We start from the raw sequence: 26,133 nt of genomic DNA, 5'->3' as shown, positions 1-26,133 counted from the left end.
AAATTAAATTGGTTTACGATACTCAATCTATGGCGTACTGTCTACAAGATAGCCATCAAAGGCTGATGATGATACTATATTCCAGCAAAAAAGTGCCATTTAAGAGCTTGTTCTTATAACACAAAGCAGGGCAAAGGATATATCCTTTTTATTTAAGTATAAGGTAAATAATGTTCAAACAAGTTTTACTCCTTACGCTGTCGTTATGGATTAGCGCATGCACGGCTGATGAAGTGCATTATTACAGTACAAATCCGAAAGCATTGCAAAAAGCTTTGGATAAGTGCCCCGACGAATCGCCAAGACATATCAGCTGTAAAAAATTGGAATCTATTGCTCAGCAGCTGAAAGAGTATGCTTTTGAGTTGCGCACCAGTCCACAGGCTTTTGGGAAAAAAATTTTAAACCTCCAGGAAACCATTGCCAGGCAAGAACAAGCATTGCTGCACAATACGAATCAACCTCAGTTAAAAGCCCAATTGCAGAAAAATAAAGAAGAACTCCAAATTCGATTGGCTGTAGTAAAATGGCTGGAATCTCCTGAGAGATAGAAATGCGAATACTGATAAGTAATGACGATGGCGTGTATTCTCCTGGCATTCGAGCTTTGGCAGGCGCTTTATCCCATGTTGCGAACATTGACGTGATGGCGCCGGATAGAAATCGAAGCGGTGCCAGCAATTCATTAACATTGACTCAGCCCTTGCATGTTAAACAGCTTGAGAACGGCTTTTACAGCGTTGAAGGCACACCTACAGATTGCGTACATATGGCGCTAACCGGTTTTTTTGACCCGGTTGCTGACATGGTGGTTTCAGGAATTAATGACGGGGCAAATTTGGGAGATGATATTTTATATTCAGGCACGGTTGCAGCCGCTATGGAAGGCAGATACCTTGGGTTGCCAGCTATTGCTGTTTCAATGGTAGGAGACAATGTGCGTCATTATGATACGGCTGCGGTCATCACTCGCCAGATTGTTTTAAAATTAAATACGCATCGGTTTCCTTCCCAGACAATTTTGAATATTAACGTCCCTGATTTACCTCTTAACAAGATTCAAGGCATAGCGGTTACCCGTCTTGGAACACGTCATAGTGCCGAACCGTTGATTAAGGAATTGGATCCGCGAGGCCGCCCAATATTTTGGATTGGCCCCCCGGGCTCAGAGGCGGATGCCGGGCCAGGAACTGATTTTCACGCTGTAATGCATGGATTTGTTTCCATTACCCCATTACATCTCGATATGACGCATTACAAAATTTTTGAACAGGTGTCAACCTGGATGGAAGGTTTAAATTGGGAATATTAAAAATTTTTTCTTATCTTTATGATAAAACGATTTTTTGGTCAGCGCATCGACATGCGCCTTACTATTTGGCTGGCGTTTCTTTTGCCGAATCATCTTTTTTTCCAATTCCGCCTGATGTGATGCTTATCAGCATGGGGCTTGCTTCTCCCAAGCGTTCCTGGAATTTTGCCTGTATTGCCACTTTGTTTTCGGTCATAGGCGGACTTTTTGGCTATATGATTGGTCTATACGGCATGGAATTCATTGAGCCCTACCTGGTTCATAGTGCTTATCAGGAAAGCTATCAGCAAATTATGAATTGGTTTACTCAATATGGGGTGTGGATTATCATAGTAGCCGGTTTCACGCCGGTTCCCTATAAGATTTTTACCATAGCCGCAGGCGCAATGCACCTGGCGCTCGCTCCTTTTATTCTAGGCTCCCTGGTTGGAAGAGGGATGCGTTTTTTTCTTGTATCTGGCATATTATATTTTACAGGAGAGCGTTTTTTCGGCCGCTTAAGAAAGTATATTGATATTTTAGGCTGGTCGGTATTATTGATACTAATCCTCGTTTACATTTTTAATCAATCCCTAAAAGGATAAATGCCATGGTAAACGCAAACGCCTGGCTCAGGATAAAGCTCTACTATTCGAATAGTTTTATTTTAAATATACTCATTATTCTCTCTTTGAATGGGTAACATGATGGCTTGCAGGCTGGATGGTTATCACCGCAGACATTTTTTTTATCCTTCAGTATCTATGTTTTTTTGTCTTGCTTTACTGCTGTGCGGCTGTGGTCAGCGGGAAGGCCTTGCACCGGTTGTAGAGCTCAATTGGAAAACAGCAAGCATTAGGCCTAAACAACACGTGGTTCGTCGCGGTGAAACCTTATATGCCATTGCATTTCGATATGATCTGGATTATCGGCGACTGGCTGCGATCAATCATTTGCAAAGCCCGTATTTGCTGCAAGTTGGTCAAAAAATTAAACTAATACAAGCCATTGAGCCTTCAAGAAAAACAAAATCAGCAAAACGGATCACAAGGCCGTACACGCCTAAACCTGTTGTGCCATCGAAAAACAGGGTAAAACCACAAGTGCTTGCTCAAAAAGCGACGGGCAAAACCCGAAAAAACAGTCAAATGACAGCACAGCCTGGCGGCTGGATATGGCCAGCACAGGGTAAAGTCATGACCTATTACGCCCCCTTGCTGGGAAAAAAAGGGATTGATATTGCAGGTAAAAAAGGGGATAAAATTCATGCCGCAAGAGGAGGCATTGTCGCTTATGCGGGGGATGGGCTGCCAGGTTACGGTAACTTAATAATCATTAAACATGGCGATCACTATTTAACCGCGTATGCGAATAATTTGCGGAATCTTGTAAAAGAAGGCGAGACTGTGCGCGCAGGACAGGCTATAGCCGAAATGGGATTGGTAGGCAGGCGATTTTGGGGCCTGCATTTTGAAATCAGAAAAGCAGGAAAACCGGTTAATCCTTTGAATCATTTAAAATTGGGGTAGGAAGAGCCTTTATTTTACGGAAACGCTTTTCCAGGTTAATTACTTGTTATTGCAGTTAATTTTTTTGTTATTCTTGTTATTCTAGTGGGTAATTCATTCAGTTTTTGCTATGCTCTTTAAACTGCATCAGCAAATTGTTGATTAAAACTAGAACAGGTGAAACAATGACCTCAAAAAAACAACCATCTGAACCGAAAAATGCCGCTCAAGTAGATGATCTTACCGAGAAAACGATGTCTTTGGCTGATGATGACGATTTGGATTTTGAGGAGGAGTCATTGGACAATCCTGAAGAGGATATTGAAGAGCCTGATTTCAGTGATGAAGATTTATTTCCAAGCTATCAGCGCGGTAAAAATGTTGCAAAAGCCATGGATGCAACACAAATTTATCTCAGTGAAATTGGCTTTTCTCCTTTATTGACCGCAGAAGAAGAAATTCGCTACTCAAAGCTTGCTTTAAGGGGAGATGTTGCTGCCAGAAAAAAAATGATCGAATCCAATTTACGCCTGGTGGTTAAAATAGCCAGGCGTTATCTAAACAGGGGATTGCCCCTTCTGGATTTGATTGAAGAAGGCAATCTGGGCTTAATGAAAGCAGTAGAAAAATTTGATCCGGAGCGTGGCTTTCGCTTTTCAACTTATGCCACATGGTGGATCAGGCAAACGATTGAACGTGCAATTATGAATCAAACCCGTACCATTCGCCTGCCAATTCACGTGGTAAAAGAACTGAATGTCTACTTAAGGGCCGCTAGACAATTGACTCAGAAGCTTGATCATGAGCCTTCCCCGGAAGAAATTGCAGAAATGGTCGATAAACCTCTGGAAGATGTAGAAAAATTACTGGGTTTAAATGAAAAAGTCACATCTGTCGATATACCTATTGGGCATGATGAAAATAAATCCTTACTGGAAACCATTCCGGATGAGAACAGTGTCAATCCCGCTGAGTTGCTAACGAATGAAAACTTGCGCGCTCATATTGAAACCTTGCTTGACGAGCTAACCGAAAATCAGCAACAGGTCATAGCAAGGCGGTTCGGCCTGCGCGGCTTTGAAAAAGCAACACTGGAAGAAGTCGGCAAGGAAATTAACCTGACCCGTGAGCGTGTGCGCCAAATTCAAGTAGAAGCGTTAAAAACCCTGCGCGGCTTACTGGAAGAAATGGGGCTGTCGCAGGAAGATTTGTTTTAACACAGTTGATATTTGATGCGCCAATCTTATCGTTTCCGGGCTATTCCTTGAATATTATCTGATTTTTACGCCTGGCTCTCAGGGTATGTAAATTGTTTTTTTAAGCCTTGCCAGCAGGCAGTGTAATTTTTTTGCCTTAAGTCATGCATATATGCTTTTTTTGTAACTTGCCAGATATCGCACGACTCAAACATAAAAGCCAGCGTATTTGCATAATAATCCGGCTTTAATGCTTGGGTACTGGCTTGTTGGAAAGCATCTCTATCCGGGCCATGCGCTGTCAAACGATTATGAATACTGAACCCGCCTGGCTCAAAACCTTCTTTTTTAGCGTCATATGCTCCAAGCACCAGACCCATGAATTCGCTCATGATATTACGGTGATAATATGGCGGACGAAACGTATGTTCAGCAACCATCCAGCGCGGGGGGAAAATGACAAAATCAAGGTTGGCTACGCCTGGTGTATCGCTTGGGGAAGTCAGTACAGTAAATATTGAGGGATCGGGATGATCAAAGCTTACGGTATTAATGGTGTTAAACAAAGATAAATCATAACAGTAGGGAGCATAATTGCCATGCCAGGCAACCACATTTAATGGCGAATAGTTACTGTGAGTGACCCACCAGCTATCCTGATATTTACAGATAATTTCGACATCCTCATTCAACTCTTCAAAAGCCGCTTCAGGATAAAGAAAATGACGGGGGTAGGCCAGCCCATTAGCGCCAATTGGGCCAAGCTCGGGCAATGTTAAAGGTGAACCGCCGTTTTCACATAAGTATCCCCGGGCTTCAGACTGCAACAACTCGACTTTGAATTTTACGCCGCGAGGGATAACGGCGATCAAACCCGGTGCGATTTCAAGCCTGCCGAATTCTGTGTGCAAGCGGATAGCGCCATGATAAGGTACAAAAAGCAGTTCTCCATCATGATTGCCGATAAAACGGTTAACCATAGACTGGTTACATAGATAAAGATACACATTGACGCATGAAGTACCCGCTACATGAAACAAGCCATCAATAAAATCTTTATCAAGATTGTCACCTTGCAGAGGGAACCAGCGTAATGGATTTGGCGGCAGACTGGTAACAAATTCATCCTGTATTAATTTTTTATAGGGTTTAAAATCCTGTTGGAGAACACTTGGAAGGATGCGATACAGCCAGCTGTATAAATTCTGATGCCGAGGACGGGTAAAAGCAGTGCCGCTTAATTGCTCTGCATAAAGTCCATAATTGCATTGCTGGGGGGAATTTTGCCGAAGGGGCAAAGCTCCAGGAATGGCTTCACTGGTGTGGTGATTTCCAAATCCGGCTAAATACACGGCATGTCTCCTGTGGTTGCGAGGAATTAAGCATAGCCTGAATGAAATCAAATTGTCGAGTAGAAGAGTCAATATCAGAAAATCATACAAGACAAGACATTATCATTTTGGGAAGGGAGCTTTTTATAAGAAAGCTCCTGTTCTATCTTGGAAAACAGGTTCCAGACTGATCTGGAATGAAAAAAATATTGCATTATCTAATTAAGATATGATTTTGCTATGGCCAAATCTCTGCACTACTCCATTAAATTAATTTTGTCTTTTGTTTTTGAAGGCTGTAGAGTTTAGATTTTTATCTGGAGTCAGGGACGATGGTATATAAAGGCCGTTCTTTTTAATGATCCGACGATGTATAATTATGTATTTAATTATCTAACGTTGGGCGCTTTGCTGCCTGATGTTGGTTTGGAGTAAGAGGTATTTTGAATGGCAGGTCATAGTAAATGGGCGAATATTCGTTTCCGCAAAGGGTTACAAGACGCAAAACGCGGCAAAATTTTTACCAAGCTCATTCGTGAAATTACCGTTGCGGCGCGCATGGGCGGCGGAGATGAGTCTGCCAATGCCAGATTGCGCGATGTTATCAGTAAGGCATTAAAAGCAAATATGAAGCGGGAAACCATTGATAACGCTGTAAAACGTGGAGTAGGCGGCCTGGAAGGCAGCAACATGATGGAAATGCGTTATGAGGGTTATGGTCCTGGAGGCGTTGCCATATTGGTTGATTGTCTTTCTGATAATAAAAACAGGACCGTTTCTGAAGTAAGGCATGCGTTTAACAAATATGGAGGAAATTTAGGAACTGATGGTTCTGTATCTTATTTGTTCAGCAAACAAGGTGAAATTTTACTCGCGCCTGTTTCAAACGAGGAAAAAGCAATTGAAGTCGCAATTGAAAATGGGGCAGAAGACGTTTTGCAAGAACAGGGACAAATAGAAATAATCACCACGGCTGAAACTTACCACAGCATGCTTTCAGCGCTGGAAGCTAATGGATTTGAAATTGAGCATTCAGAAATTACGATGCATGCACAAACAAAAGTTCCATTGGATGCTGATGCGGTAGAGAGCCTTGAAAAACTGATTGACGCATTGGAAGACTTAGACGATGTGCAATCGGTTTACAGCAACGCAGAATATCCAGCAATATTGAATGAGCATGTGAGCTAATGGCAATCATTCTTGGCATCGATCCAGGCTCTCGTATCACGGGATATGGCTTGATAAGTCAGGAGAATCAGCATTTGCAATATATTGATAGCGGATGCATCAGAACGTCAGGCAGCGAGTTAGGAGAGCGATTGCTGCAGATTTTTAACGGCATCTGCCAGCTGTTAGAAGATTATATGCCAGAAGAAGTGGCAATAGAGCAGGTCTTTATGCATCAAAATCCGAATTCTGCTTTAAAACTTGGCCATGCCCGAGGTGTGGCTATGGTGGCCTGCGCTTCTCACCGGCTTTCTGTAAATGAATACTCCCCTCGTGAAGTCAAGCAGGCTATCGTCGGTTACGGTGCGGCTTACAAGGAACAGGTCAAGCATATGGTGGTCAATATTCTGGAATTGAATCGGGCGCCGCAAAGTGATGCAGCCGATGCTTTGGCAATAGCAATCTGCCACAGCCATATGCGGCAAGGGCATTTTCAGAGGCGCTCCAGGCGCTTGCAGAGAAGGAAAGTTTAATGATTGGTTGGTTGCAGGGTCAAATTATTGATATTCATCAACCTGGCAAGCTGGTGATCAACGTGAATGGCGTGGGCTATGATGTTGAAACTTCTTTACAGACTTTTTTTGCGCTGGAAAAGATACAAGGCCAGATCAGCTTGTACATTCATACTGTGGTCCGTGAAGATGCTTTGTTGCTGTATGGTTTTATGGATAAGCAGGAAAGAACTTTATTTCGAGCCCTAATTAAAGTGAACGGTATTGGCCCCAAAATGGCAATTGCAATACTCTCAAGCATTAGTCCAAACGAGTTTATCGCATATATCAACCAGCAAGACGCCATGGCGCTGACTAAATTGCCGGGCATTGGCAAAAAGACCGCGCAAAGATTAGTCGTTGAAATGAAAGACAGCCTTCGGCAGTTCACTGAAATCCCAACTGCCTGCTCATTCGGCATCAATGCTGTAGATGACGCGATTGCGGCGCTTGAAGCCTTAGGGTATAAACAGCACGAAGCCATCAAAGCTTTGAAGCATATCAATGACGGGCAAAAAAGCTCCGAAGAGTTGATTCGCTTTGCTTTGCAAAGGCTGGCCAGCCAGGTTTAATGCTTAGGATTCTTCTTTCTTGACGGGAAAATATACTTTTACTATCAATCCCGTGCCTTCGCTTGGAGATTCAATGGTGACATGCCCATGATGTAAAGAACAAATCTGTTGCACTATTGCCAGTCCTAATCCACTTCCCGGGCTTTTATTCCCAAGCACTCTGAAAAAGCGCTCAAAAACTCTGGATTGCAATTCCTTGGGAATGCCAGGCCCGTTATCACGCACTTCCAGTACGACGTTATTATCTTCTGTGTAAACACGGACTATGACACGGCTTTCCTCTTTGCTGTAACGAATGGCATTATCGACGAGATTGCGCACCAATATGCCGATGGCAGTTGGGTTTCCCTCAAAGCTTGGGGTATTGTCATCCTGGATAAGCTCCAGTTCAATCTGTTTTTCTACGGCGAAAGGAGCGAGCATTGCCAGTATTTCCCGGGTGACTTTGGCAAGATTAACCTCATCGAGATCATTAATTGTTTCTGTTTCAGGGACCAGTTTGCTCATCGTCAGCAGCTGTTGAACTATATGGGTGCTGCGGTTGACGCTGGCAATTAACTTATGCAGGGCAATATTTTTTTCTTCCAGATCATTAGTATTCAGAGCAACCTGTGCCTGAGCCTTTAAGGCGGCAAGCGGCGTTCTCAATTCATGCGCCGCATCCGCCGCAAACCGTTTTTCACGTTCGAACCCCTCTTTCAGGCGATTGAATAATTTGTTTAATTCGTCAATGACAGGCTTTATTTCTTCTGGAACTTCCTGAAGATTGACTGGCTCTAAATGACTGGGGGCACGGTTTGCTACTTCCTGAGCAACGCGGTCCAGGCTATCCAGGCCCCGCCCGATAATAATCCAGATAAGGAGGCCGGATAAGGGAAAGGTCAGCAGCATGATGTATAAATCGTCCTGTGCAATACGCTGGCCAAGTTCATTTCGTGTATCATACCGTTCAGCAAGTACTGTGCGGACACCGGCTTTTTCATTATATGCAGTGAATACCCGCCACTTTTGGTTATCAATGATTCTATCGTTGAAGCCGTCTGTTTCTGCCATGAGCGGCACTCGAGGGGCGCTGGCAGAGTGCAGCAGTAATTTTCCCCCGTCAGTCCATACCTGGAAATTAAATTTATCCAAATAATGTTCCGGGGACATATCATTTATCAACGGTTGCTGATAATAGGATTCTATCTTTTCGGGAATTTTATTCAGTGCATTCTGGATTTTAGGAATAGGGCGCTGATGCACATCGTCTCCCAACAGTGCCTGATAGGATAAAGCCGAGATGGCCATTAAGGTATCAAGATGTTCCTGAATATCTTTTTGATCCAGGTAATAATTTCCAATGGCAGTCAACGTTGTGGTAATCGTAATTGCCAAAAGGAGATTGATTAATAAAAATTTTCTTATTGAAGATTTCACGGCGAAAGCCAAATAGTACCGGTTAACAGGATTTAAGACTCAGGGTTCTTTTCTACCATATATCCAACCCCTCTGATTGTACGAATATAATTGGCATTGAGTTTTTTACGCAGATTGTGGATATGTACTTCGAGAGCATTGCTATCGACATCTTCATCCCAACCGTAAATACTTTGCATTAGCTGCTCTCGGGATAAAACATGCCCACTGTTTTCCAGAAGTTTTTGCAGCAAAGCAAATTCTCTTCTTGGAACATTAACTGGCACATCATCGACAGAAACAGAATGGGCCGCAGGATCAAGGGTTACATTTCGATATTGTAACACCGCGTCAGCACGCCCTTGGGATCGCCTAATCAGGGCTCGTACGCGCGCGCTTAACTCATTCAAATCAAAAGGCTTGATGATGTAGTCATCAGCTCCGCTGTCTAATCCTTTCACTCTGCTTTCTACGGACTCTCTTGCAGTCAAAATGATGACAGGTGTTGTATTGCCTTCCTGACGAATGGACTGTAAAAGCTTCATGCCGGATAGCTTCGGCAGCCCCAAATCCAGAATAATGAGTTCAAATGACTCGGATTTTATGGCAGCTCGGGCTGCTTCGCCGTCTTTTAGCCAATCAACCACATAGCCGAATTGAGTCAGTCCGGTTTTGACCGCATCGCCCAATAATTCATCATCTTCGATTAATAACAGTCTCATAACGACTCCTCAAGCTCGTGGCTACTGGCTTTTTCTTATGGAATTCGCAGACGTCTCTTGCTGAATGTCTTTCTGGACCACATGCCTTGCCAAGTAAATTGCTTGTAAAAAAACAAAGATAAGCGTCAAGCCCGCGCCACCGAATAATTTAAAGTTAACCCAAAAATCAGTATCAAAAGAGTAAGCAACATATAAATTTAAACACCCCATGAGGATAAAGAATGCTGACCAGGCATAGTTTAACCGCCGCCAAATCTTTGCTGGCAAATGAATGTTTCCATCCATCATTTTTTCGATAAGTGTTTTTTTGCCAATGAAAGACGAACTCAAAAATACAATGGCTGCCAACCAGTAAAGCCCGGTGGGTTTCCATTTGATGAACCAGGGGTTATGGAAAAATAAAGTCGCTCCGCCAAGAACCATAATCAAGCCAAGGCTTATTAAGTGCATCTTTTCATAACGTTGATTTTTAATTCGGTAAAAAATCACTTGCAGGAGCGATGCGCCCATGGCAACAGCTGTGGCATAGTAGATGTCGAATAATTTATAACAAATGAAAAACAGCAGAATTGGAAAAAAATCAAACAGTAATTTCATCGTGTTTACAGTAGGCTTAATATTAAATTAAGTATAACACACCATTTGGTTTCTTCCTGCAAATTAAAAGCGCTAATTCTTTATCCCGGCAATCAGAGCACCAGACCCTGCCAACAGGGGTCTGGTGCAAATTAGATTGCGTTAATCAAAGGCTTGATTAACGGGCAAGGACATATTTGCCGTCACGGATATGATATGCTTTGCCATCATGATAAACAACGCCTTTTTGACGATAAATGATGATATCACGCTGGCTGGCTTCTGTGCCTACGAGGGCGCCGACGCCCGCACCAATTCCGGCTCCGACTGCGGCGCCAGCCGGGGTTCCGCCAGTAGCAGCAAGCCCAACGCCTGCACCGATTGTGCCGCCTGCAGCAGTTCCGGCAGCTGTCCCTTGCGCTGATGTTTGGGTAGTTCCGCACCCGGTAAGAGCTGCTGCCAAGGTTACAACCGTAAAGAATAAAAAGCTTGATTTTTTCATGTTTCCTCCTGAAAAACCCTTCCTGATAATCACAATTAAGTACTATAGTACAAAAAAAAAAATTATTGCGGGTGAGTAAAAAATTTTTTTCTAAAAAATAGATAATCATCAATTCATTATTGCTGGAATACATATTTTTTGTATAAAAATTGATCTTTTATGTTACATCCTGGACTATAATGATATTGCAAGTTAGTTAGTCTTTGCATATGGAAAATTGAAGATGAAGAAAACGTTATCAGGCTTTTTTTCATCATACAGGAGGTACTCAAATGAACAGCATCTTTAAAAGTTTATCTATAACTGCTCTTTTATTATTTGGCGTCTCAGCATACGCTGAAGATAAAATTGTGATCACGGGCGAACCCATTGTTTTAGAACAACAAGAAGGGGTTTATCATGTGCCGGCAGATTATACCGCAACCACCACGTATCATTATGTTATGGTCGATGGCGCCAAACGGGTCTGCTATGCTGAAAAGCAACCAAATCTCGCTGCACTGGATCTTGTTACTTTAGATGTCATGGTAGGGGGCGAGACTGTTGTCTGGAATTGCTACATGTATGATCCAGCCTACTTTGAAATACAAACAACTGTAGAATAATTAGTGCAGGGAAATAAGGGGGTTCTCCCCCTTATTTTTTAGCCAATGCGGCAAAAACAAGAGCCAATCATCGATTAACTCAGTTTCAGAATTTGGCCTGGGCGGATCAAATGCTTACTGATATGAGGGTTTAATTTAAGCAGGCATTGAGTTGTAAGCTGATTCAGTTTTGCAATTTGACTTAAACTGTCTCCTTTTTTGACCACATAAGTGCTTTTGCTGTTAACCCGTTTCCAAATGATGAGTTGCTGGCCAAATCTTAGCGGATTTTTTGAATTTAAAAGATTCCAGCGTTGAATATCCTCTGCCGAAACGCCATATTTTTTTTGCAAATCTTCATAAGTTTCTTGCTTTTGCACAATATGGATGATTTTAATTTCATTTTTTGTGGCAAATTTAGGTATTTCATTTTTGATAGATGCCGTGATATCAATGGGTTTTGGATTGGCAGGACGTTTTGCGCTTGGAATTAATAAATGTTGGCCTTTCCTGACCCGATCAGATTTCAGTTGATTGAGCTGCTTAATGAGGTTGACTGTGGTGTGATATTTCTTGGCTATCGATATGAGGCTATCGCCATGGTTGACTTGATGCTTGGTCCAACTGACTCTTTGTGATTGTGGGGTACTGGCTAAATTCCTATTGAACTGTTTCACCCGCTCTACAGGAATTAATAGTTTAAACGGTTGATAAGGCGGGGTAGCCCAGCGGTTATAGCCAGGATTTAGCTTAATCAGTTCTTTATAGCTTATCCCTGCCAATTTGGCGGCATGGTCCAGATCAATTTGGCTGCCAATATCAACTTCCGCAAAATAGGGCAGGTGAGGGATCTCTGGCAACTGGACATTATAGCGCTTGGGATTCTGGATCACCGCGGCCAATGCGAGTAAGCGCGGAATATAGGCTTTTGTTTCTCGCGGCACAGGCAAAGACCAGAAGCTGATATAGCGCCTTCGCCCGCTTTGTTTGATTAATCTTGCAATTGTACCCTCTCCGGAATCATAGGCAGCGAAAGCGAGCAACCAGTCGCCTTTAAAAAACTTATGGAGATAAGTCAAATAGTTTAAAGCAGCATCAGTGGAGGGGCGTATGCTTCGCCTGCCATCAAACCACCAGTCTTGTTTTAAACCGAGATCCGTTCCTGTGCCGGGCATCAATTGCCATAATCCGGCTGCTCCTGCGCCGGAATAGGCGAAGGGATCATAAGTACTTTCAATCATTGGAATAAGGGCAATTTCACCGGGAAGCTTGCGTTTTTTTATTTCTGTGACGATATGGTAAATATAGGGCTCTGATTCAGCTAATTTTCGAATATAACTTGGGTGAGAGATAATCCAGCGGATTTGGTTTTGTACTTCAGGCCTTGTGGTTTCATGATTTAATACGAACTGCTTGCGTAAAACGTCCCAGACATTTGGCGCGGGGCTTGCTTGGGTAAAGCGTGTAAGACAAAAAAGACTGAAAAAAACAATACATAAACTGCATTTTATCAATGACTTATACTTCAAAACAAAAGCCTTGTCTAGAGTAAAGGTTCTGAAGTCTACTAAAAAAATTATGCTGGATAAAGCTTTTGTTTATATATTGTACATTATTTAGTGTATTTTTCTGCCTGGGCTAAGGGGTATTCTATCCCTTGCATCAATGCTCTTTTTAAAAATTATCCTTTTTCTCCCGCAACCGTTGGAAGATGGCCAGGGAGTTATCCGGATCAAGGTTTTCTTGTTGGGCGAAGGATTTTAAATGCAAGGAATCTGTTCGCAAAAAAGGGTTAATTTGTTTTTCTAACGCGAGTCTGGATGGCAGCGAGCATAAATCCCCGTGTTTTTGCAAATAATTGAGATAGTCTCTAATGGCTTGATTATTGGGCTCAACCTGTGCCGCAAATTGTAGATTTTTTCTTGTATATTCATGTCCACAGTAAATACTCGTTTCATCGGGTAAATTTTTGATCAATTGGAGAGAGTGATACAAATCTTCCAAAGTGCCGTCAAAAACACGCCCGCAACCTGCGGAAAACAAGGTATCTCCGCAGAATAACCACTTTTTCGAAGGCTCATAAAATGCGATATGAGTCCTGGTATGCCCTGGTATTGCCATGACCCGAAAATCATATTCTCCAAGATGAATGATGTCTTCATCGTGGAGCGCTATGGTGCTGAGAGGAATCCGCGAATCATCTGGCGTAAATATCTCCACATGGGGAAAAGTCTTCTGTAATTTTTCCAAGCCCCCGCAATGATCGAAATGGTGATGGGTGACCAGGATTGCGGTTAGGTTGAGCTGATTCTTATTGATGAACTGTAAAACCGGCTCAGCCGCGCCTGGATCCACGCAAATGGCTGTATGGCGGGATTCGTCGATAATGGCCCAGATATAATTGTCCTTGAATGCTTCTATCGCATTGACACTCATTGCTAACCTCTCCTTAAACTTGAAATATCCTTAGATACCGGTTTTTTCTAGCAGAGAAAAAGTCCCTGGCAAATCAACTATACTATGAATTAGGTATGATAAAAAATGGAGGTTCTCATGGGCCTTTATAACGAGTATGAGGAATATCAATCTTCTGATTTAAATTATGAAAATAATGAAGATATAGAACATTTTGACGAGTCCGAGCATAAGAAAAGGATTAGGCGTTTGCTTGAAGAAAAGCTTGAAAGAAAACGCTTAAGGGAAGAGCTTGAGGACGAGCTTGACGGTGAATTCGATTGGGACGAACTGGATAAATGATTCATGCTGGCATGGCGCTCGTTTTATTGCCTTTCGATTTTTCTCCTTGCCGTTTGCGGGGGCAAGCCTTGGAAGGTTCAAATGAGATAAAATGACATGCACGTTTTTACGGGCATCATCCAGATTGCAGATTGATTGCTGCTGATAATGTATTCTGCAAAAGCGTGCACACTGTCATGGGTCCGACACCGCCCGGCACTGGCGTTATCCACGCAACTTTTTCTTTGGCTTTAAAAAAATCAACATCGCCGCGAATACTGCCGTCAGGAAGTCTATGTATTCCCACATCAATAAGAATTTGCGAGCGATTTAACCACGCAACATCAATGACCTCCATAACGCCTGTGGCAACAACCAGTATCTCGGCCATGCGAATATGGCGTTCCAGCTCCCGGGTAAGGCGATGACAGACAGTTACGGTTGCGTTTGCCAGAAGAAACTCCAGCGCCATGGGCCTCCCGACAATATTTGAAGCGCCAACCACAACGGCATGTTTGCCATTGACCTGGAGCTGGTATTGGGCAAGGAGTTGAATGATGCCATAGGGCGTACATGGCCTGAGCAGAGGGTTCCCTTGGGCGAGGCGTCCAAGATTATAGGGATGAAAGCCATCAACATCTTTCCTGGGATCGATACGCTCGAGTATTAAGGCGGTAGAAATATGTTTTGGCAAGGGTAATTGGACGAGTATGCCGTCTATTGTATCCTGGGCATTAAGCTCATCAATCAGGTTTAACAAGGACTTTTCACTGGTATCGGCTGGCAGATTATAGGCATAAGAGTTAAACCCCGCATCATTGCACGCTTTGTGCTTATTACCGACATAAATTTTTGACGCAATTTCGTCACCAACCAGAATGACGGCGAGTCCAGGCGGTCGGTGGCCTTGATTCGTTCGGGCTAAAACAGTTTTTTTTATTGTTTCTTGGAGTAGAGAAGCAGCTTGCCTGCCATCCAGCAAAGACGCGGTCATATAAGTTATGTCTATATAAAAACAAAAGATTATGAAATATCTCCGGGAAGTAAGCAATGGCTGCGTATGTCATGACAGGGCAACAGCATAACTTGGCTCCATCATATCTTATTTTTTGCCATTTTTGCGCAAGATGAAATGATAAATTATAGCTCCTTGAGATATTCATGATTTAATCAACATGATATAACATTGCTCTGAACGCTAAGAAGAGGATGTCTTAATTGTCATCGTTTTGTGAAGCAGGAGTCATCTTGTTCCGATCATTGAGTCAGAAAGCTAAATCTTGCTAATATCTAATGGATTAAACAAGAAATTTTCTAAACTTGGTAGAGACTTTAAGGCATCTGCTGTGTTATAAAGTTTCTATTCGAATGATAAATATTGCATTCACAATACGATTCAAAGCAGCTGTATGCGTTTTTGGGCGTTTGAGTTATTCTTGATCTGCGGCAGATATTAATTTTTTTATTTTTATCAATACCAATTAGCAAGTTAGCTGTTTGCATACAGGGAGCGCTGATTGAAGAAAGTCATTTTTTATACTGGATTATTGTGCCTGATATTTCCCATTTTGGCCTATGCCCTCGGTTTAGGCGATATGACAGTTCATTCTTATCTCAATCAGCCATTTGATGCGGAAATTAAACTAATTGATGCAGGCAATATCCCTTTGTCTCAGGTTAAGGCCAACCTGGCTTCAGTAGAAGATTTTGAACGAATTGGGCTTGAACGCGCGTATGTCCTTGATTTGCTGACTTTCCATATAGAGAAAAATGATACCGGCCAACCTGTCATCCGCATCCGCTCCATTGAGCGGATTACAGAACCTTATATGGAAATACTGGTGGATCTGGCCTGGGCAGAAGGACAAGTCTATCGCGCCTATACTGTTCTTCTTGATCCGCCTCAATACCAGTTAAAAACTGTTAAAAAATTCACTCCTAAAATTAGCCAAGCAAAATCCTATGATTTGCCTGAGCATGAAGAGGAAGAGACAGCTTTCAGCCACAAGGAATATATAGCAGAACCCAAAGTACAAAAACGCGCTGCAGTTACCTATGGTCCAACGCTTGCCAAGGAAACCATTTGGCAAATTGCCCAGCGCTATAAAACGCCGGATGTCAGTTTGCATCAGGTTATTTTGGCCATAGTAGGCGCCAATCCGGAAGCTTTTGCAGAAGGCAATGTCAATGGGTTGAAGCAAGGCGTAGAATTAACCATTCCTTCGCCTGATACCATAAAACAAGTTCCTGAAACTCTTGCAAAGCTTGAAATTTCAAGGCATGAAAGCGCCTGGCAAGCCCAGAAGCCAATCGATCATGTATTAATGCCGCCCTACTATGAAGGCAGAACAGTACAGAGTGAAGATACAGGATCCAAAGAGCAAATATTGGTTTCCAAGGTAGTGAAAATCCCTGAGTTCGCAACGGTAAAAACAGAAAAAAATGGATTTTTCCCAGCTATTTTATCAACAACACCAGCAATTTTGTCCGCGCAGGAAGACAAGCAGCCAGGACATCCAGTGCAGGAGAAAGCCCAAAAAGACCTGATACAGGCAAAAATGCAGGCTGAAATGCATGTGGCTCAAGTGGCAATTGAATCCGTTCGCGAATCGAATGCTTTGTTGAACCGGCAAATTCTTTTACTTCAGGAAAATAATCAGCGTTTGCAACATCAATTGGCTAAGCGTGATGCGGAATTGAAGCGTCTGCAAGAGGAAATAAGAATTTTGCGGAAAGGGCTTGCAGGGCAGGCAAGCGCTTTGCCTGAAACAGAAGAAGCCCATGGTTTTGGGTTTTGGCTGCTGTGGCTTATTCTGCTTGCAGCAGGCAGTGGGTTAATTTATTGGCGGTGGATACGTCCAATTCAAGCCAGACGATCAAAAGAACCTGAAGCAAAGATAATAGAACAACATAGAGAGCCCCTTCTGCCGACAATGACTCCTGCAGAACTTGAAGAAGCGGATACTGAAACCGCTGAGATCGAAGACACAAACCTTCAAAAAGGCGAGTCTGAATTTCAAGAAACTGCAGAGGAGGCGGGAGAAACAGCTGGAGAATTTTCCGAAGCTGAAAGGAAAGCAGAAGACAGGGCGTCTCATGTTGAAGAGGCAGCGGGACTTGAGAAATCTTTGGAAAACAGGATAGAAACAGTAAAAACAGAACTCGATGATCATGTCCTTGAATTTGAACCAGGGGTTGACCGTTTAATTGAGGCCAAAGATGAAGAAGCTCCTTCTGAAGTAAAAGAAGACAAGATTGATGACAGTTCAATTGAATATGACATATCGCTTGTTGAGCCAGAGATTGAGCCAAAGATTGAACCAAAGATTGAACCAAAGATTGAACCAAAGATTGAACCAAAGATTGAACCAAAGATTGAACCAGAGATTGAACCAGAGATTGAACCAGAGATTGAACCAGAGATTGAACCAGAGATTGAACCAGAGATTGAACCAGAGTTGGAACCAGAGTTGGAACCAGAGTTGGAACCAGAGTTGGAACCGCAGCCTGAGTCCATACCGTTGGTACCGGAAAAACCAGTCAAGAGCGCTCGAGCTTTGCAAACTTTACTGGATTTGGCACAAACTTACATCGATATGGAGGATTATGAAGCTGCCAAACAGTCTTTAGAAGAGGTTTTGGAATTTGGCACAGACAAACAGAAGGAGAGCGCAAGACGCTTGCTTGAAAGCTTACCTAAAAAATAAGTCAATGTCCCTGAAGCCGACATTCACCACAGTTTTTTCAACGAGAATGACGTGGCATGGATTGCCTTTAAAGAATATTTCTAAAAAAATACCGCCAAACTGATTGTCAGCTAGACAAACTCAGCCGGGTATTATAAATTGCCCATTTTAAGCAGGATTTTGCAATTATGCGTATTGCCTTAATGGTTGAATACGATGGCAGCCAGTATCATGGCTGGCAAGCGCAATCAGGTCTGCGTACGGTTCAGCAGGTTTTAGAAGGTGCGCTAAGCAACGTGGCTGATCAGGAAGTCAGTGTTGTTTGTGCTGGCAGAACAGATACCGGAGTACATGCGACCAACCAAATCATTCATTTTGACTGTGACAAAGAGCGCTCAATCCGATCCTGGATACACGGCGCCAATTCATTTTTGCCCAAAGATGTGTGTATCAAATGGGGTAGGGAAATGCCTGCCGAATTTCACGCGCGGCACTCTGCCTTATCCCGACGCTATCGCTATGTGATTTATAATGCCCCAATCCGGCCGGCTTTACTGCGCAGCAATGTAACCTGGCAATACCGCCAGTTAGATCATCACATGATGCATAAAGCTGGTCAATATTTGTTGGGAGAGCAAGATTTTACCTCGTTTCGTTCGATAGAATGCCAATCAAAAACGCCCATGCGCAATGTGAAGCATTTGCAGGTAGTCCGTAAAGGTAATTTGATTATCATTGAGATTTCTGCCAATGCTTTTTTGCATCATATGGTGCGAAATATAGCGGGCGTGCTCATTGCGATTGGTTCCAGTCGTAAACCGGTATCGTGGGCCAAGGAAGTTTTAGATGCCAAAGACAGGAGGCTTGGCGCAGAAACTGCTCCGCCTTATGGGTTATATTTGGTTGAAGTGGTGTATCCTAAAATATTCAATGTCATTCAAGGTACGCCCGGTCCTTTATTTTTATTGGAGGACTAGTGATAAAAAGGGTGCGCATTAAGCTGTGTGGCATGACTCGTCAGCAGGATATTCATACTGCTGCAGCGCTTGGAATCGATGCAATTGGTTTAATTTTTTATCCCAATAGCCCGCGCGCGATATCTATTGGTGAAGCAAAGGGATTATTAAGTCAATTTCCTGTTTTTATGAGTGCCGTGGCTGTCTTTGTCAATCCCGAAAAGAAATTGGTTGAAGAAGTTATTGCAGCATTGCCCATTCAATACCTGCAGTTTCATGGCGATGAATCTCCTGATTTTTGCGAGCAATTCGCATTGCCTTATATTAAGGCGATTCCCGCAAGCTCAAAAGATAATATCATTCATCTGGCAAGCCTGTATGGAAATGCAGCCGCCATTTTGCTGGATACGCCATCTATAACCCAGCGAGGAGGAAGCGGCCAGGTTTTTGACTGGCAGGTCATTCCTGAGAGCTTGAATCAGCCAATCATACTCGCCGGTGGATTAACGCCGCAAAACATAAGGCAAGCAGTGCAGTTATCTTCCATATCAGCCATTGATGTATGCAGCGGCGTGGAGTTATCTCCAGGTATAAAATGCCCCAATAAAATGAAAGAATTGGTTAACATCATATCACAATTGTCAGGGCCTGCACTGACAACGGCCAGGAGCGATGATGAACGAAAAAGAACTTCCTGATCAATATGGGCACTTTGGTCCTTATGGCGGTACTTTCGTAGCGGATACCTTAATGCATGCCATCCAGGAATTAAGGATGGTTTATCAAAAAGCAAGAAAAGACAGGGCTTTTTGGGAAGAATTTGAGGCAGAATTAAAAGATTTTGTTGGACGCCCAACCCCTTTGTATCACGCCAGGCGCTTAAGCGAAGATGCGGGAGGGGCGCAAATTTATTTAAAACGTGAAGATTTGAATCATACTGGGGCACATAAAATCAATAATGCGGTGGGTCAGGCGCTTTTGGCCAAAAGAATGCGCAAAAGGCGCATTATTGCGGAAACGGGCGCTGGCCAGCATGGCGTAGCTTCAGCCACCGTAGCCGCAAAACTTGGCCTTAAATGTGTGGTTTATATGGGTGCTGATGATATCGCTCGGCAAGCAAGCAATGTATACCGTATGAAACTGCTGGGCGCAGAAGTTATTCCAGTAACTGCCGGTTCCAGAACGCTTAAAGATGCACTGAATGAAGCCATGCGTGACTGGGTGACTAACATTGATGATACTTACTATATAATTGGTACGGTTGCAGGCCCACACCCCTATCCTCAGATTGTGCGCGACTTCCAGTCCGTGATAGGCAAAGAAGCGCGAATGCAATTGCTTGAAAAAACCAACAAGCTGCCTGATGCCCTTGTCGCCTGTGTCGGAGGGGGGTCAAATGCCATGGGTTTGTTTTATCCTTTTTTAAATGATAAAGATGTCCGCATCTATGGCGTTGAAGCTGGCGGAAAGGGAATAGAGACAGGCCAGCATGCTGCGTCCTTATTACGGGGCAAGGCCGGTGTATTGCACGGTAACCGCACGTACGTCCTGTGTGACGAGTATGGTCAAATTATTGATACTCATTCGATTTCCGCAGGCCTTGATTACCCGGGCGTAGGCCCTGAGCATGCCTATCTTAAAGATATTGGCAGAGTGCGGTATGAAGCAATCAATGATGATGAGGCTCTGGCTGCTTTTCATACTTTATCTCGTAAGGAAGGGATTATTCCTGCTCTGGAGTCCAGCCATGCAGTGGCTTATGCTATAAAGCTCGCTAAAAAAATGGATAAGAAGCAACAGATCATTGTGAGTTTGTCAGGTCGCGGAGATAAGGATATTCACACAGTCGCTAGCCTGGAGGGTATTCCATTGACCTGATAACAAACTTTTGGGCAATGAATGCATTGGACAAGTTATGAATAGAATCGATCAAAAAATACATGAATTACACAGTCAGGGTAAAAAACTGCTAAGTCCTTATATCACCGCGGGAGATCCAGATCCTAAAATGACCGTTCATTTAATGCATGCCCTGGTTGGGGCTGGCGCAGATATATTGGAAATAGGCATACCATTTTCTGATCCCATGGCTGAAGGTCCGGTTATACAGGCAGCCATGGAACGGGCTTTGCAGCACGGTGTACATTGTGATGATGTATTGAGTATGGTTGCGGAGTTTCGCAAACAGGATAATCAAACGCCAGTGGTTTTAATGGGCTATTTAAACCCGGTGGAACAATATGGCTATGAGGCTTTTGCCAAACGAGCCAAAGCTTCGGGTGTGGATGGCACAATTTTGGTTGATCTGCCCCCAGAAGAAAGCGCGGAAATTTCGCGTATCTGGGAGGAGAATGATTTATGCGGTATTTACCTTTGTTCACCAACTACAGAGGCGAGCCGTCTAAAGCTTATTGATGCCCGCGGCCGAGGCTATGTATATTTTGTTTCATTGAAAGGAGTGACTGGAGCAGATATGCTTGATTTGGCTTCTGTGAAAAATCATTACCTGCGCTGCAAGGAGCAAATTCATTTACCCATGTTGGTGGGCTTTGGGATCAAAACACCTGAAATGGCTGCTGAAATCGCCTCATTTGCTGATGGGGTCATTGTTGGTGCAGCCTTGATTAATCAAATTTTTACAGCTTACCGAGAAAATAAAGATGCAGCAAAAATTGCAGCTCAACTAATTAACAACATGCGTGTGGCAATGCAATAGTGGTGAAAACATGACTGACGGCAGCGAAAAAAGAGTTCATTTTATCCGGCAAATGATTCAGGAAGACTTGGCTTCCGGGAAACATCAGGAAGTAGTCACAAGATTTCCTCCTGAGCCAAATGGCTATTTACATATAGGCCATGCCAAATCAATTTGTTTGAATTTTGGCATGGCTGAAGAATTTAAAGGCCGCTGTTTTTTGCGTTTTGATGATACAAACCCAATTAAAGAAGAAGAAGAATTTGTCCATGCCATCATCGATGATGTGCGATGGCTGGGTTTTCAATGGTATGATCTGACCTATTCCTCAGATTATTATCAAATGCTTTATGATTATGCGGTGGATTTGATAAAGCGGGGTCTCGCCTATGTTGATAGTTTATCCATGAGTGAAATCCGCGATTATCGCGGGACATTGCAAGAGCCCGGCCGTGAAAGCCCTTATCGCAATCGCAGTATTGAGGAAAATCTCGATTTATTTGCCCGGATGAAGGCTGGAGAATTTAAAGATGGGGAGCATGTCCTGCGTGCACGCATTGATATGAAATCAGGGAATTTAAACTTGCGCGATCCGGTTTTATACCGTATTCGTCATGCCCATCACCAACGTACAGGCAGGGATTGGTGCATTTATCCCATGTACGATTATGCTCATCCCTTGTCCGATGCCTTGGAGAAGATAACGCACTCCTTATGTACGCTTGAGTTCCAGGATCACAGGCCGTTGTATGATTGGTTGATAGAACACTTGCCCGTACCTGCGAGGCCTGAACAGACTGAATTTGCACGCTTGAATTTATCTCATACAGTGACCAGCAAGCGCAAACTGCGCCAGCTTGTAGAAGAAAAAGTGGTTGACGGCTGGGATGATCCCAGGTTACCGACATTACGAGGTATGCGCAAACGAGGTTACCCGCCGGCTGCAATCCGCGAGTTTTGCGAGATGGTTGGGGTGTCGCGCAGCGATTCGATTATTGATATGTCTTTGCTCGAGGAATGCGTCCGTGACGAGCTCAATAAAACAGCAAAGCGCGCCATGTGCGTGTTAGAACCATTGAAAGTTGTAATTGAAAACTATCCTGAACAAAAAAGAGAATTCCTGCGCGCCCCTTGTCATCCGCAATTACCTGATCTTGGTTATCGTACCTTGCCTTTTGCCCGCGAAATTTATATCGAACGCAGCGACTTTTTGGAAAATCCGCCAAAAAACTATTACCGCCTGTCCCCCGGAAGCGAGGTGCGTTTGCGTAATGCGTATGTAATCCGTTGTCATGAGGTCATTCATGACGATAATGGGCGCGTGGTTGAGCTTCGCTGTACTTATGATGAGAACACGCTAGGCAAGAATCCGGAAGGGCGCAAGGTCAAAGGGGTAATCCACTGGGTATGTGCCAGTGATGCCCATCCGGTTACGATTTACCAGTATGACAGGCTGTTTTTTGATGCAAATCCAGCCCGTGAAGAAGATTTTATGCAGTTTTTAAATCGCAACTCATTGCAAAAACTGGAAGGCTTATGTGAACCGTCACTTGCATTTGCAGCTGAAAATGATGTGTTTCAATTTGAACGTCTGGGTTATTATGCGGTCAACCAGGTCATTGAAAACCAGACAGTTGCATTTCACCGCATTGTGGATTTGAAAGATACCTGGGGAAAGATAAGTTGATAAGAAACTGGAGAGATGATGCTGCAGGTTTATAATACATTAACCCGTAAAAAAGAACCCTTTGTTCCCCTTAAGTCCGGAAAAGTAGGCATGTACGTGTGCGGGGTTACGGTATATGACAGATGTCATTTAGGCCATGCTCGTTCCATGGTTTGCTTTGACTTCATCGTCCGTTTTTTGCGTGCTGCAGGTTACACAGTTCAATTTGTTCGTAATATTACTGATATAGACGATAAAATTATCGCGAGAGCCCATGAAAAGGGTATTCCAATTAATGAATTAACAGATTTTTACATTAAAACTTTGCATGAGGACGCCGAGGCCTTAAATATTTTACCGCCGGATATCGAACCCCGTGCAACAGGCCATATAGACTCGATTATTCAACTCATTCAAACTCTGCTTGCCAAAGGGTACGCCTACGTCAGCGACAATGGAGATGTTTGCTATCAAGTGGAGCGCTTTGCCGATTATGGTAAATTATCCAATAAAAACCTTGAAGGCCTGATGGCGGGGGCGCGCGTGGAGGTGGTGAAGGAAAAGCATTCTCCCCTGGATTTTGTTTTGTGGAAAATGGCCAAGCCTGGCGAGCCCTGCTGGCCATCTCCCTGGGGGGAAGGGCGGCCAGGCTGGCATATTGAATGCTCCGCCATGGCTATGGATGAGTTGGGCGAGCAATTTGATATCCACGGAGGAGGCTCTGACTTACAGTTCCCGCATCATGAAAATGAAATTGCCCAGAGCGAAGGCGCTACTGGCAAACCTTTCGCCAATTATTGGCTGCATGTTGGCATGTTACAGGTCAATAATGAAAAAATGGCCAAATCAACCGGCAATTTTTATACCATAGCCGATGTCTTAAAAAAATATCGCGCGGAAGTGGTGCGCTATTTTCTGCTGAGTAGCCATTATCGAAGTGTTCTGAATTATTCGGAAGAAAATCTGGCAAACGCATATAAGGCACTGGAACGTCTCTACCAAAGTATAAAAGACATTCCATTCAACCGGGAAAATATCGACTCATCCTGGGTTGAAAAATTCAATCAGGCTATGAATGATGATTTTAATACCCCTGTTGCCTTATCGGTTTTATTTCAGCTGGTTCATGAATTAAATAAAAGCAAATCCCCCATTCTTGCAGCAACTTTAAGGCACCTTGGTGGAATATTGGGTATATTGCAGGAGGAGCCAGAGATCTTTTTACAGGCTGGATTAGCTGCTCAGCAAAAAGAAGCGATTGAGGAATTGATAGAAGAGCGTAACCGCGCTCGTGCGGCGCGCAATTGGGGACGTGCGGATGAGATAAGAAACAAGCTTTTGCAAGAGGGCATAGAATTGGAGGACAGTGCAAGCGGCACTACCTGGCGTCGGTTGAACCCATAGTTGTTGCAATCATGATTCATGTGCTGGTAACTCTTAGAATTTCGGCCAATGATGTAACGCCAGCCAGGACGCGCTTAAACCCATCCTGCCGGATACTTGGGATTTTAGGTCTAACATAGCTTTCAATCTGTTGAATCGCCTCGTTACGGTGAATCATGCCCCGCAAATTCTCATCAATGGGTATGACCTCATAAATTCCAGTACGTCCTCGGTAGCCTGATTGATTACAGGCATCACATCCTTTAGGGGTAAAAACAGTAATAGCCTCATCAGGCAATATCCCCATCAATTTTTTTTCATCCAAAGATAAGTCATGGGGCATTTTGCACTGTTCGCAAAGCTTTCTGACCAAACGTTGGGCAACCAGTCCAATCAAGCTTGTTGACAAAAGAAAAGACTCAACGCCCATGTCATGCAGTCTTGTGATTGCACCAAGTGCGCTGTTGGTATGCAGCGTCGAAAGGACAAGATGACCCGTAAGGCTTGCCTGGACTGCGATTTCCGCAGTTTCAAGATCCCTTATTTCACCAATCATGACGATATCCGGATCCTGGCGTAATATGGCGCGCAAGCCCTTGGCAAAGGTCATTTGCACTTTAGGGTTGACTTGAGTCTGGCCAATGCCAGGCAAGTCATATTCAATCGGATCCTCAATCGTTAAAATATTTCGACTGACCTGATTGAGTTCAGTTAGCATGGCATAGAGGGAAGTTGTTTTTCCTGAGCCGGTGGGACCTGTGACCAGCAAAATCCCATGAGGCTCTGCGATTAAGCGCCTGATGGTTTTTAAAGAATCAGGGAGCATTCCAAGGAGGCTTAAGTTAAGCTGAGCGGCTTGTTTATCCAGAATGCGCATGACAATCCGTTCGCCGTGATTGGAAGGCAGGGTTGATACGCGGACATCAATGCTATGCCCGCCAATGCGCAGCATAATGCGGCCGTCCTGGGGAACGCGTTTTTCTGCGATATCCAGTTTTGCCATCACTTTAACACGCGAAATAACCAGAGGGGCAATACCTCGTTGTATTTCAAGAACTTCCTGCAAAACGCCATCAATACGGTTGCGAACCAGTACCTTATCTTCGTAGGTTTCAATATGGATATCCGATGCCTTGTATTTAATTGCCTGAGTGAATAATGCATTCAATAAACGGATAATTGGAGCATCATCCTGGTTATCCAGCAAATCTTCGCTTATGGGTAATTGTCCGGCAAGCTCGGTGAGATCAAGTTCTTCTTCCATGCCAACCGCCGCTTCCATAACAGATGACTGGGATTGGTACGCATTGGCAAGATGCTCCTGGAATTCGCGGGCATCGACTTCGATTAAATCCAGCTCACATTGCAAGAGGCGCCCAATTTCTGCGAATACGCCAAGCGGCGTGTCAGCCAAATGGTAAATAATCGCTTTTCCCTCTTCAATTTTATAGATAACCACCCCATGCTTTTTGGCAAAGTGATAGGGAAGTTTTTGGATTGATTCAAGAGCCATGGCTATTTCGTTACCGCCACTGATTTTAACGGAAGGGCCTTGGCAGGCGGACGGCAGAATGGCTTTGGCAGCGGCGCCTGCCGTAATGGCGGTAAAA

General features: G+C 43.7%; 26 protein-coding genes. 17 read left to right on the top strand and 9 right to left on the bottom strand.

All coding sequences use genetic code 11. The annotated features are described in order from the left end of the window. The first annotated feature begins 170 nt into the window (after window positions 1-170). From Llon_RS03825 to rpoS, 5 genes are all read left to right on the top strand, one after another. The gene (locus Llon_RS03825; RefSeq protein ID WP_058528749.1) at window positions 171-551 is read left to right on the top strand and encodes a hypothetical protein; all 381 of its coding nucleotides are present in this window, start codon (window positions 171-173) and stop codon (window positions 549-551) included. 2 nt (window positions 552-553) lie between these two features. Further along, window positions 554-1,312: a 5'/3'-nucleotidase SurE gene (gene surE, locus Llon_RS03820; protein WP_058528748.1), complete on the top strand. Its 759-nt coding sequence runs from the start codon at window positions 554-556 to the stop codon at window positions 1,310-1,312. Continuing rightward, on the top strand, window positions 1,300-1,896 hold the full coding sequence (locus tag Llon_RS03815) for a YqaA family protein (RefSeq protein WP_202813337.1): 597 nt from the start codon (window positions 1,300-1,302) through the stop codon (window positions 1,894-1,896). The genes surE and Llon_RS03815 overlap by 13 nt, the downstream gene beginning before the upstream one ends. Window positions 1,897-1,995: 99 nt before the next feature. Then, on the top strand, window positions 1,996-2,820 hold the full coding sequence (locus Llon_RS03810; protein ID WP_244599588.1) for a peptidoglycan DD-metalloendopeptidase family protein: 825 nt from the start codon (window positions 1,996-1,998) through the stop codon (window positions 2,818-2,820). A 140-nt stretch (window positions 2,821-2,960) separates the two neighbouring features. Further along, window positions 2,961-4,016: an RNA polymerase sigma factor RpoS gene (rpoS, locus tag Llon_RS03805; RefSeq protein WP_412754082.1), complete on the top strand. Its 1,056-nt coding sequence runs from the start codon at window positions 2,961-2,963 to the stop codon at window positions 4,014-4,016. Window positions 4,017-4,081: 65 nt separating this feature from the next. Here the strand turns inward: rpoS and hmgA are convergent, their stop codons facing one another. After that, complete coding sequence (hmgA, locus tag Llon_RS03800) at window positions 4,082-5,347, bottom strand: homogentisate 1,2-dioxygenase (RefSeq protein ID WP_058528745.1); 1,266 nt, start codon at window positions 5,345-5,347, stop codon at window positions 4,082-4,084. 426 nt (window positions 5,348-5,773) lie between these two features. Here hmgA and Llon_RS03795 point away from each other — a divergent pair, with 426 nt between their 5' ends. From Llon_RS03795 to ruvA, 3 genes are read left to right on the top strand one after another with little or no spacing between them, the layout of a single operon-like run. Beyond that, complete coding sequence (locus tag Llon_RS03795) at window positions 5,774-6,517, top strand: YebC/PmpR family DNA-binding transcriptional regulator (RefSeq protein ID WP_058528744.1); 744 nt, start codon at window positions 5,774-5,776, stop codon at window positions 6,515-6,517. Next, the gene (gene ruvC, locus Llon_RS03790) at window positions 6,517-7,029 is read left to right on the top strand and encodes a crossover junction endodeoxyribonuclease RuvC (RefSeq protein ID WP_058528743.1); all 513 of its coding nucleotides are present in this window, start codon (window positions 6,517-6,519) and stop codon (window positions 7,027-7,029) included. The genes Llon_RS03795 and ruvC overlap by 1 nt, the downstream gene beginning before the upstream one ends. After that, window positions 7,029-7,619 (top strand): Holliday junction branch migration protein RuvA, encoded by a 591-nt coding sequence (ruvA, locus tag Llon_RS03785; RefSeq protein WP_058528742.1) that lies wholly within the window; start codon window positions 7,029-7,031, stop codon window positions 7,617-7,619. The genes ruvC and ruvA overlap by 1 nt, the downstream gene beginning before the upstream one ends. Before the next feature lie 3 nt (window positions 7,620-7,622). Here the strand turns inward: ruvA and Llon_RS03780 are convergent, their stop codons facing one another. From Llon_RS03780 to Llon_RS11375, 4 genes are all read right to left on the bottom strand, one after another. Then, window positions 7,623-9,038: an ATP-binding protein gene (locus Llon_RS03780; protein ID WP_058528741.1), complete on the bottom strand. Its 1,416-nt coding sequence runs from the start codon at window positions 9,036-9,038 to the stop codon at window positions 7,623-7,625. 32 nt (window positions 9,039-9,070) lie between these two features. Then, on the bottom strand, window positions 9,071-9,739 hold the full coding sequence (locus tag Llon_RS03775) for a response regulator (RefSeq protein WP_058528740.1): 669 nt from the start codon (window positions 9,737-9,739) through the stop codon (window positions 9,071-9,073). Between the two features lie 21 nt (window positions 9,740-9,760). Beyond that, the gene (locus Llon_RS03770; protein WP_058528739.1) at window positions 9,761-10,336 is read right to left on the bottom strand and encodes a septation protein A; all 576 of its coding nucleotides are present in this window, start codon (window positions 10,334-10,336) and stop codon (window positions 9,761-9,763) included. Window positions 10,337-10,493: 157 nt separating this feature from the next. Then, window positions 10,494-10,817, bottom strand: a complete 324-nt coding sequence (locus Llon_RS11375; protein ID WP_058528738.1) for a hypothetical protein — start codon at window positions 10,815-10,817, stop codon at window positions 10,494-10,496. Window positions 10,818-11,089: 272 nt separating this feature from the next. Here Llon_RS11375 and Llon_RS03760 point away from each other — a divergent pair, with 272 nt between their 5' ends. Continuing rightward, a complete protein-coding gene (locus Llon_RS03760; RefSeq protein WP_058528737.1) occupies window positions 11,090-11,422 on the top strand; it encodes a hypothetical protein in 333 nt (110 codons plus the stop codon). A gap of 74 nt (window positions 11,423-11,496) precedes the next feature. Here Llon_RS03760 and Llon_RS03755 read toward each other — a convergent pair whose 3' ends face one another. Both Llon_RS03755 and gloB read right to left on the bottom strand, forming a co-directional pair. After that, window positions 11,497-12,912, bottom strand: a complete 1,416-nt coding sequence (locus tag Llon_RS03755; protein WP_058529084.1) for a lytic transglycosylase — start codon at window positions 12,910-12,912, stop codon at window positions 11,497-11,499. A 163-nt stretch (window positions 12,913-13,075) separates the two neighbouring features. Continuing rightward, window positions 13,076-13,837: a hydroxyacylglutathione hydrolase gene (gene gloB, locus Llon_RS03750; RefSeq protein ID WP_058528736.1), complete on the bottom strand. Its 762-nt coding sequence runs from the start codon at window positions 13,835-13,837 to the stop codon at window positions 13,076-13,078. A 117-nt stretch (window positions 13,838-13,954) separates the two neighbouring features. Between gloB and Llon_RS03745 the strand changes: the two genes are divergently transcribed. Next, window positions 13,955-14,158 (top strand): hypothetical protein, encoded by a 204-nt coding sequence (locus Llon_RS03745; RefSeq protein WP_058528735.1) that lies wholly within the window; start codon window positions 13,955-13,957, stop codon window positions 14,156-14,158. A 115-nt stretch (window positions 14,159-14,273) separates the two neighbouring features. Here Llon_RS03745 and folD read toward each other — a convergent pair whose 3' ends face one another. Then, the gene (gene folD, locus Llon_RS03740) at window positions 14,274-15,131 is read right to left on the bottom strand and encodes a bifunctional methylenetetrahydrofolate dehydrogenase/methenyltetrahydrofolate cyclohydrolase FolD (protein WP_058528734.1); all 858 of its coding nucleotides are present in this window, start codon (window positions 15,129-15,131) and stop codon (window positions 14,274-14,276) included. 523 nt (window positions 15,132-15,654) lie between these two features. On the opposite strand from folD, the gene Llon_RS03735 reads away from it, so the two are divergent. The 7 genes from Llon_RS03735 to cysS all read left to right on the top strand — a co-directional run bounded on the left by Llon_RS03735 (window position 15,655) and on the right by cysS (window position 24,544). Next, entirely contained in the window at window positions 15,655-17,844 is a 2,190-nt protein-coding gene (locus Llon_RS03735; protein ID WP_058528733.1) for a FimV/HubP family polar landmark protein, read from the top strand. A gap of 167 nt (window positions 17,845-18,011) precedes the next feature. Then, entirely contained in the window at window positions 18,012-18,800 is a 789-nt protein-coding gene (truA, locus tag Llon_RS03730) for a tRNA pseudouridine(38-40) synthase TruA (protein ID WP_058528732.1), read from the top strand. Continuing rightward, window positions 18,800-19,477 (top strand): phosphoribosylanthranilate isomerase, encoded by a 678-nt coding sequence (locus Llon_RS03725; protein WP_272946906.1) that lies wholly within the window; start codon window positions 18,800-18,802, stop codon window positions 19,475-19,477. Before truA ends, Llon_RS03725 begins: the two co-directional genes overlap by 1 nt. Beyond that, window positions 19,455-20,657 (top strand): tryptophan synthase subunit beta, encoded by a 1,203-nt coding sequence (gene trpB, locus Llon_RS03720; protein WP_058528731.1) that lies wholly within the window; start codon window positions 19,455-19,457, stop codon window positions 20,655-20,657. Before Llon_RS03725 ends, trpB begins: the two co-directional genes overlap by 23 nt. Before the next feature lie 37 nt (window positions 20,658-20,694). After that, the gene (trpA, locus tag Llon_RS03715; protein ID WP_058528730.1) at window positions 20,695-21,495 is read left to right on the top strand and encodes a tryptophan synthase subunit alpha; all 801 of its coding nucleotides are present in this window, start codon (window positions 20,695-20,697) and stop codon (window positions 21,493-21,495) included. A gap of 10 nt (window positions 21,496-21,505) precedes the next feature. Next, window positions 21,506-23,161 (top strand): glutamine--tRNA ligase/YqeY domain fusion protein, encoded by a 1,656-nt coding sequence (locus Llon_RS03710; protein WP_058528729.1) that lies wholly within the window; start codon window positions 21,506-21,508, stop codon window positions 23,159-23,161. Window positions 23,162-23,179: 18 nt separating this feature from the next. Next, the gene (gene cysS / locus Llon_RS03705; protein WP_058528728.1) at window positions 23,180-24,544 is read left to right on the top strand and encodes a cysteine--tRNA ligase; all 1,365 of its coding nucleotides are present in this window, start codon (window positions 23,180-23,182) and stop codon (window positions 24,542-24,544) included. Window positions 24,545-24,560: 16 nt separating this feature from the next. Here cysS and lspE read toward each other — a convergent pair whose 3' ends face one another. After that, window positions 24,561-26,036, bottom strand: coding sequence for a GspE family T2SS ATPase variant LspE (lspE, locus tag Llon_RS03700; protein WP_058529082.1), 1,476 nt, complete (start codon window positions 26,034-26,036; stop codon window positions 24,561-24,563). Between the last annotated feature and the right edge of the window lie 97 nt (window positions 26,037-26,133).

The organism is Legionella londiniensis, from assembly GCF_001467825.1.
In the GTDB taxonomy this organism is placed as follows: Bacteria; Pseudomonadota; Gammaproteobacteria; order Legionellales; family Legionellaceae; genus Legionella_A; species Legionella_A londiniensis.
Note: the sequence above shows the minus strand (reverse complement) of the source record. Positions and strands in the feature narration are given on the sequence as shown.

What these genes read in the sequence shown, in the direction of transcription:
- trpB (WP_058528731.1), top strand. Translation starts at nt 19,455, where the DNA reads ATGAACGAAAAAGAACTTCCTGATCAATATGGGCACTTTGGTCCTTAT.
- cysS (WP_058528728.1), top strand. Translation starts at nt 23,180, where the DNA reads ATGCTGCAGGTTTATAATACATTAACCCGTAAAAAAGAACCCTTTGTT.
- folD (WP_058528734.1), bottom strand. Translation starts at nt 15,131, where the DNA reads ATGACCGCGTCTTTGCTGGATGGCAGGCAAGCTGCTTCTCTACTCCAA.
- lspE (WP_058529082.1), bottom strand. Translation starts at nt 26,036, where the DNA reads ATGGCTCTTGAATCAATCCAAAAACTTCCCTATCACTTTGCCAAAAAG.
- surE (WP_058528748.1), top strand. Translation starts at nt 554, where the DNA reads ATGCGAATACTGATAAGTAATGACGATGGCGTGTATTCTCCTGGCATT.
- Llon_RS03775 (WP_058528740.1), bottom strand. Translation starts at nt 9,739, where the DNA reads ATGAGACTGTTATTAATCGAAGATGATGAATTATTGGGCGATGCGGTC.
- gloB (WP_058528736.1), bottom strand. Translation starts at nt 13,837, where the DNA reads ATGAGTGTCAATGCGATAGAAGCATTCAAGGACAATTATATCTGGGCC.
- Llon_RS03795 (WP_058528744.1), top strand. Translation starts at nt 5,774, where the DNA reads ATGGCAGGTCATAGTAAATGGGCGAATATTCGTTTCCGCAAAGGGTTA.
- ruvC (WP_058528743.1), top strand. Translation starts at nt 6,517, where the DNA reads ATGGCAATCATTCTTGGCATCGATCCAGGCTCTCGTATCACGGGATAT.
- Llon_RS03810 (WP_244599588.1), top strand. Translation starts at nt 1,996, where the DNA reads ATGATGGCTTGCAGGCTGGATGGTTATCACCGCAGACATTTTTTTTAT.
- Llon_RS03745 (WP_058528735.1), top strand. Translation starts at nt 13,955, where the DNA reads ATGGGCCTTTATAACGAGTATGAGGAATATCAATCTTCTGATTTAAAT.
- Llon_RS03770 (WP_058528739.1), bottom strand. Translation starts at nt 10,336, where the DNA reads ATGAAATTACTGTTTGATTTTTTTCCAATTCTGCTGTTTTTCATTTGT.
- truA (WP_058528732.1), top strand. Translation starts at nt 18,012, where the DNA reads ATGCGTATTGCCTTAATGGTTGAATACGATGGCAGCCAGTATCATGGC.
- ruvA (WP_058528742.1), top strand. Translation starts at nt 7,029, where the DNA reads ATGATTGGTTGGTTGCAGGGTCAAATTATTGATATTCATCAACCTGGC.
- trpA (WP_058528730.1), top strand. Translation starts at nt 20,695, where the DNA reads ATGAATAGAATCGATCAAAAAATACATGAATTACACAGTCAGGGTAAA.
- Llon_RS03825 (WP_058528749.1), top strand. Translation starts at nt 171, where the DNA reads ATGTTCAAACAAGTTTTACTCCTTACGCTGTCGTTATGGATTAGCGCA.
- Llon_RS11375 (WP_058528738.1), bottom strand. Translation starts at nt 10,817, where the DNA reads ATGAAAAAATCAAGCTTTTTATTCTTTACGGTTGTAACCTTGGCAGCA.
- Llon_RS03760 (WP_058528737.1), top strand. Translation starts at nt 11,090, where the DNA reads ATGAACAGCATCTTTAAAAGTTTATCTATAACTGCTCTTTTATTATTT.
- Llon_RS03710 (WP_058528729.1), top strand. Translation starts at nt 21,506, where the DNA reads ATGACTGACGGCAGCGAAAAAAGAGTTCATTTTATCCGGCAAATGATT.